This window comes from Microvirga sp. P4_G7 (genome assembly GCF_056401005.1).
In genome coordinates, this window is sequence record NZ_JBFUKD010000142.1 from 1 (window position 1) to 7,239 (window position 7,239).

Below are 7,239 nucleotides of genomic sequence, written 5' to 3' on the forward strand. Positions count from 1 at the left end.
CGCAACGGACAATTCCTGCCTGTGCGTCTCTACCACCGCATCGCCTTCGGCCAGGACGGCCGCATGGGCGCATCGCGCACGCTGGTGCTCAATCGTTCGTCCGGCTCGGATGTGGACGAGGGACAGCGCGCGGCGGAAGTTCGCTTCGCGCGGTTCTTCAACAACACGCCGATCGCCATCGCGACCGTGAACCGCGCGGGGCGTCTCGTTCAGGCGAATGGACCCTTCACCAAACTGTTCGGCATTCTTCCGCGTGCCAGTGATACCGGCGGCGATGGCGTCGCGATCGCGAGCGCTTTCCGCGATGGCGAAGGCGGGCAGGTCGAAGCGGCGCTCAAGGCGGCGTTGGAAGGCCAGGGCGAAGTCCAGCCGCTCGAACTGCATACGGCCGGCTCGACTGAACGCTCCGTTCGCGTCTGGGTGACGTCCGCGGGCGACGCCAACGAGAAGAGTGATTACGTCATTCTCTATGCGCTCGACACCACCGATTTCCGGCGCGTCGAGGAGCAGTTGGCGCAATCCCAGAAAATGAATGCGGTGGGGCAGCTCGCCGGCGGCGTTGCGCACGATTTCAACAACGTCCTGCAGGCGATCATCGGTTACAGCGATCTCCTGCTCTCCAACCATCGGCCGACGGACCCGTCCTTCCAGGACATCATGCAGATCAAGCAGAACGCGAACCGGGCCGCGAGCCTGGTGCGGCAATTGCTTGCCTTCTCGCGTCGCCAGACGCTTCGGCCGGAGGTGCTCAACCTCAATGACCGTCTCTACGATCTCTCCATGCTGTTGAAGCGCCTGCTCGGAGAGCGCGTCCAGCTCGACCTCAACCATGGACGTGATCTGTGGTTCGTGAAGGCCGATGTGAACCAGTTCGAGCAAGTGATCGTCAACATGGCGGTCAACGCCCGCGACGCGATGCCGGGCGGCGGCAAGCTCGGAATCCGCACGGCGAATGTCGCCGCCTCGGATGCGGCGCGGCTCAAGGTGAGCGGCATGCCGCCCGCCGACTACGTGCTCGTGGAAGTATCCGACAGCGGCACGGGCATGACGGCCGAAATCCTCGAGAAGATCTTCGAGCCGTTCTTCACCACGAAGGATGTCGGTAAGGGGACGGGCCTCGGGTTGTCGACGGTGTTCGGCATCGTGAAGCAATCGGGCGGCTTCATCGACGTCGATTCGCGCATCGGCCAGGGGACGGTCTTCAGCATCTATCTGCCGCGACATATCCCGGACGCGGACGCRCCGGTCGAGGATCCCAAGGCGGAAAGCGTCAAGAAACCGGCCGCCGACATGACTGGGCAGGGCGTCATCCTGATCGTCGAGGACGAAGACCCGGTGCGCGCGGTGAATGCGCGCGCGCTCGGTGCCCGCGGCTACACGATCCTCGAGGCCGCCTCCGGGGTCGAGGCGCTGCAGATCATGGACGAGCAGGGCGACTCGGTCGATCTCGTCGTCTCCGACGTGGTGATGCCGGAAATGGACGGCCCGACACTGCTCGGCGAACTGCGCAAGCGCTATCCCGACCTGAAGGTGATCTTCGTGTCCGGCTACGCGGAGGACGCCTTCAAGAAGAACCTTCCCGACGGGGAGGAATTCAACTTCCTGCCCAAGCCGTTCAGCCTTCGCCAACTGGTCGAGACCGTAAAACAGGTCATGGCCCGCTGATTGCCGGCGCGGTTGCGAGAACCGTGCTGCGGGAATCAAGACTGGAATCAAGAAAAGTGCCCCATGGGCAGGGTGGTTGAAGGTATCGGGCCGACTCGCTGGCGGGGCTTGTAACGTGTTGTTAAACAAGAGTTTTGAGTAGAACAAAAAAAGAACTTGCGGGCAGGAACAAATAGTGTACGGATGATGCGGCAACACATCGTTGAGACTCAATCGTCGCCCGTGCCATAAGGAAGCCTGGACATGTCTCAGTCATCTCTGCGACTGGTGGAAAGCTCATCAATGGATAAAGATAAGTCGAAGGCTCTCGACGCGGCGCTCTCTCAGATCGAGCGCAGCTTCGGCAAGGGCTCGATCATGAGGCTCGGCAAGGGGCAGCAGCCGCTGGAGATCGAGACGATCTCGACCGGTTCGCTCGGGCTCGATATCGCGCTCGGCGTCGGCGGTCTTCCCCGCGGCCGGGTCATCGAGATTTACGGACCGGAATCGTCCGGTAAGACCACGCTCGCGCTCCATACGGTCGCGGAAGCGCAGAAGAAGGGTGGCGTTTGCGCCTTCGTGGACGCCGAACACGCCCTCGATCCGGTTTATGCCCGCAAGCTCGGCGTCGTTCTCGACGATCTCCTGATCTCTCAGCCCGATACGGGTGAGCAGGCGCTCGAGATCGCCGATACGCTCGTCCGCTCCGGCGCCGTCGACGTGCTCGTCATCGACTCGGTCGCGGCGCTGACGCCGAAGGCGGAACTCGACGGCGAGATGGGCGACGTGCAGCCCGGTCTCCAGGCACGCCTGATGAGCCAGGCGCTGCGCAAGCTCACCGGTTCGATCTCGCGATCGAACACGATGGTGATCTTCATCAACCAGATCCGCATGAAGATCGGCGTCATGTATGGCAGCCCGGAGACGACGACGGGCGGCAACGCCTTGAAGTTCTACGCTTCGGTCCGTCTCGACATTCGCCGCGTCTCCACGCTCAAGGATCGGGATGAAGCAATCGGCAACTCCGTGCGCGTGAAGGTCGTGAAGAACAAGGTCGCTCCGCCCTTCAAGCAGGTCGAATTCGACATCATGTTCGGCGAAGGCGTCTCGAAGGTGGGCGAGCTCGTGGATCTCGGCGTGAAAGCCGGCATCGTCGAGAAATCCGGCGCCTGGTTCTCCTATGACAGCCAGCGCCTCGGCCAGGGCCGCGAGAACGCCAAGCAGTTCCTGCGCGACAACCCGGATGTGGCCGAGAAGATCGAGGTGCTGATCCGCCAGAACTCCGGCGTCCTGGCAGACCGGATCCTCGATCAGGCCACCCCGACCGAAGACGACCTCGACGAGGGCGCCGCCTGACGCCCTGGCGACAGGCCAGGAGGGTATTCGGGACGCCCCATCGCTTCATTGTCGCAGCCGGCGGTGATGCGGGGACGTGCCGGTCGGGTTCGTGAATGCGAACCCGGACCCTTGGGTTTTGCCTCTTTCGAGCGTTTGCCAGATTTTGCCTCCTTCCAGATTTTGCCTCCTTCAAGGGCAAACAAAGGGCCGTCGCGAGAGATCGCGGCGGTCTTTTTCGTTGCGGTCTTTCCTAAAGCCAAACCGCCACTCCTCCCCTTGCCATCCTCCCCGGCGAGCGAAGCGCCGCCCTCTTCATCCCCGGTGAGCGAAGCGAGGGAAGGGACCCACGACTGGGCGAGCCGCGCTATGAGTACCCTCCAGCGGCTTTGCCGCTTGCGGCGGGGAATGACAGGGGCTCGCCATGGGTTCCCTTCCGCTCCGACGGCTCCGCCGCCTGCTGCCCGGAATGACAGAGGTGGCGCAGTTCCCCAAAAGCGTGCCTCGACAGAGCTTGCGGCTGCGTCTAAAACCGGCCGCAACCAACACCTTGAGGACAATTCGTCCCAACGATTGAGCTTAGAATTTCATGAGCGGCGTCAACGAAATCCGGTCGGCCTATCTCGATTATTTTGCCAGGAACGGCCACGAGGTCGTCGCCTCCAGCCCGCTCGTGCCGCGCAACGATCCGACGTTGATGTTCACCAATGCCGGCATGGTGCAGTTCAAGAACGTCTTYACCGGSGTCGAGAAGCGKCCSTATYMGCGSGCGACGACGKCGCAGAAATGCGTSCGYGCSGGCGGCAAGCAYAACGAYCTCGACAATGTCGGCTACACCGCGCGCCACCACACGTTCTTCGAGATGCTGGGCAACTTCTCGTTCGGCGATTACTTCAAGGCGCAAGCCATCGAGCTGGCGTGGAATCTGATCACCAAGGAATTCGATCTTACGAAGGATCGTCTCCTCGTCACCGTCTATCACGACGACGAGGAAGCGGTGACCCTGTGGAAGAAGATCGCAGGTTTCTCGGATTCGAAGATCATCCGCATCCCGACCTCCGACAATTTCTGGCAAATGGGCGATACCGGCCCATGCGGACCGTGCTCCGAGATCTTCATCGATCAGGGCGACGCGCTGCAAGGCGGGCCGCCCGGTTCTCCGGACGAAGACGGCGATCGCTTCCTCGAATTCTGGAACCTCGTGTTCATGCAATACGAGCAGATCGAGCCGGGCAACCGCATCGTGCTACCGAAACCCTCCATCGATACGGGCATGGGCCTCGAGCGCATCGCTGCGATCATGCAGGGCGTTCACAGCAACTACGATACCGATCTCTTTCGCACGCTCATCGATGCGGTCGCACATGCGACCGGCGTTGCGCCTGAGGGCGCGCGCAAGGCGTCGCACCGCGTCATCGCCGATCACTTGCGCGCGTCTTCCTTCCTCGTCGCGGATGGCGTGTTGCCGTCGAACGAGGGCCGCGGCTACGTGCTTCGCCGCATCATGCGCCGCGCCATGCGGCACGCGGAATTGCTCGGCGCGAAAGAGCCGCTGATGTATCGCCTGGTCCCCGCGCTCGTGCGCGAGATGGGGCAGGCGTATCCTGAATTGGTGCGCGCCGAGGCGCTCATCACCGAGACGCTGAAACTCGAGGAATCGCGGTTCCGCAAGACGCTCGAGCGCGGTCTGTCCATTCTCGATGAAGAGACGCGTACGCTCGTTCAAGGCCAGAACCTGTCCGGCGATGTTGCATTCACGCTCTACGACACGTTCGGCTTTCCCCTCGACCTGACGCAGGACGCCCTGAAGTCGCGTGGGATCGGCGTCGACACGGATGCGTTCAAGGCGGCGATGGAACGCCAGCGCGAGATGGCGCGTGCGGCATGGTCGGGCTCCGGTGAAGCGGCGACAGAGACCGTGTGGTTCGGCGTCAAGGAACGCGTCGGTGCATCCGAATTTCTCGGTTACGAAACCGAAATCGCCGAAGGCATCGTGCTCGCGCTCCTGAAAGACGGCAAGGAAGTCGCCGAACTGAAGGCGGGAGAAACCGGCCTCGTCGTTCTCAACCAGACGCCATTCTACGGCGAGTCCGGCGGTCAAGTCGGCGACACCGGCGTGATGAAAGGCGAGGGCGCGCGCGCGCGCGTTACCGGAACCGAGAAGAAACTCGGCGATCTGTTCGTGCATCACGTCATCGTCGAACACGGCACGCTGAAGACGAGCCAATCGCTCGAACTCATCGTCGACCACGACCGTCGTTCCGCCGTGCGTTCCAACCATTCCGCGACGCATCTTCTCCATGAGGCGTTGCGGCAGGTGCTGGGTGACCACGTGGCGCAGAAAGGTTCGCTCGTTTCCGCCGATCGTCTGCGCTTCGACTTCAGTCACCCGAAGCCGGTGAGCGACGAAGAGGTTCGGCGCGTCGAGGATATCGCCAACAAGGTGTTGTTGCAGAACGAGCCGGTGGTCACGAAGCTGATGGCCGTCGACGAGGCGATCGAATCCGGTGCGCGGGCGCTGTTCGGCGAAAAGTACGGCGACGAAGTTCGCGTYGTSTCCATGGGCAAAACCGAAGGCAACCGAACCTTCTCCGTCGAGCTCTGCGGCGGCACGCATGTGAACCGGACCGGCGACATCGGCGTCATCACTGTCGTCTCCGAGGGYGCGGTCGCGTCCGGCGTGCGCCGTCTCGAAGCGATGACGGGCGACACGGCGCGGCATCACCTGTCGCAGGACAGTCGCCGGCTGCGCGAAATCGCCGGCCTGTTGAAGATCCCGGCCGACGAAGCATCCGAGCGTCTGAACGCACTCCTCGAAGACAAGCGCAAACTGGAACGCGAACTCACTGAAGCGCGCCGCAAGCTCGCCATGGGTGGCGGCTCATCGGAAAGCGATCCGGTGCGCGACGTCGCCGGCATCAAACTCATGGCGCGTGCCGTATCCGGCGTCGAGATGAAGGACCTCAAGAGCCTCGCCGACGAGGGCAAGAAGCGGCTCGGCTCCGGCATCGTCGCCATCGTCGGTGTCGGTGACGACGGCAAGGCCGGCATCGTCGTCGGCGTCACGGAGGATCTGACGTCGAAATTCGATGCGGTATCGCTCGTGCGGGTCGGCTCGGAAAAACTCGGCGGCAAGGGCGGCGGCGGTCGACGCGACATGGCACAGGCGGGCGGACCCGACGGCGGCCAGGCAGAGGCCGCACTCGACGCCATCGAAGCGGCACTCTCGACAGCCGCATAAGAGGACGAGCGCCGTGGCGGGGCATGCACACACGGCACGGCGTAAGTTCTACGACATCCTGGAACGCAGCAGTGCCAACGATTTCGCCGTCAATGCGCTGCACGCGTTCCTCATTGCCCTCATCCTCGTCAATGTGACGTCGGTCGTCCTCGAAAGTGTGCCGTCCTTTCGGCATGCGTTCGGGATTCCCTTCATCGTGATCGAAGTCTTCAGCGGCATCGTGTTCACCGTCGAATACGCGTTGCGCCTGTGGTGTGCGCCTGAGCATGCCCCCTGGCGACGAATGCAGCCTTGGCGCGCCCGATTGARGTTCGCCCTACAGCCGCAATCCATCATCGATCTGTTGGCGATCGTGCCGTTCTATTTTTTCTACTGGGATGTCGGCGGCCTGAGAGCGCTTCTCCTGCTGCGGCTCTTCCGGTTCTTCAAACTCGCGCGCTATTCGCCGGGGCTTTCGAGTTTGATGGAGGCCATCTATTCGGAGCGGYGCGCGTTGATCGCGTGCGGCGTCATTCTGCTCGGCGCCGTTCTTCTCGCGGCGTCGGCGATGAATCTGGTCGAGCGCGAGGTTCAGCCGCAGAAATTCGGAACGATCCCGGATGCGATGTATTGGGCGATCGTGACGTTGACGACGGTCGGCTATGGCGATGTCGTGCCCGAGACGCCGCTCGGGCGTGCGATCGCCGGTCTCACCGCCGTAATGGGTCTGATCATGCTGGCGTTGCCGGTCGGCATCATCGCGAGCGCGTTCTCGCGCGAGATTCACCGGCGCGATTTCGTCATCACCTGGAGCATGGTCGCGCGGGTGCCGCTGTTCGCCGATCTCGACGCGGAAGAGATCGCCTCCATCATGCGCCACTTGCGATCGCAGAGCTGCGTGCCGGGAGAGGTGGTCGTTCGCAAGGGCGAAAGCGCACACGCCATCTACCTCATCGCGTCGGGAGACGTCGAAGTCCAACTACCCCAGGAACCTTTGAGATTGGGTGCGGGCGATTTCTTCGGCGAGATGTCCGTCATGT

At 62.8% G+C, this 7,239-nt stretch carries 4 protein-coding genes; all 4 read left to right on the plus strand.

All coding sequences use genetic code 11. The annotated features are described in order from the left end of the window. Positions 1-1,665: response regulator (locus AC1DT3_RS08690; RefSeq protein WP_477464856.1), on the plus strand; the 1,665-nt coding region annotated here is incomplete at its 5' end. Positions 1,666-1,908: 243 nt separating this feature from the next. Next, positions 1,909-3,000 carry a recombinase RecA gene (gene recA, locus AC1DT3_RS08695; RefSeq protein WP_477464857.1) on the plus strand — a complete coding sequence of 364 codons (1,092 nt, stop codon included), beginning with the start codon at positions 1,909-1,911 and terminating at the stop codon, positions 2,998-3,000. Positions 3,001-3,568: 568 nt separating this feature from the next. Further along, a complete protein-coding gene (gene alaS, locus AC1DT3_RS08700; RefSeq protein WP_477464858.1) occupies positions 3,569-6,220 on the plus strand; it encodes an alanine--tRNA ligase in 2,652 nt (883 codons plus the stop codon). A gap of 13 nt (positions 6,221-6,233) precedes the next feature. After that, a partial coding sequence (locus AC1DT3_RS08705) for a cyclic nucleotide-gated ion channel (RefSeq protein ID WP_477464859.1) occupies positions 6,234-7,239 on the plus strand: 1,006 nt, incomplete at its 3' end.

Bases quoted from the DNA above. Each gene is read 5' to 3' on its own strand.
- recA (WP_477464857.1), top strand. From the start codon at position 1,909: ATGTCTCAGTCATCTCTGCGACTGGTGGAAAGCTCATCAATGGATAAA.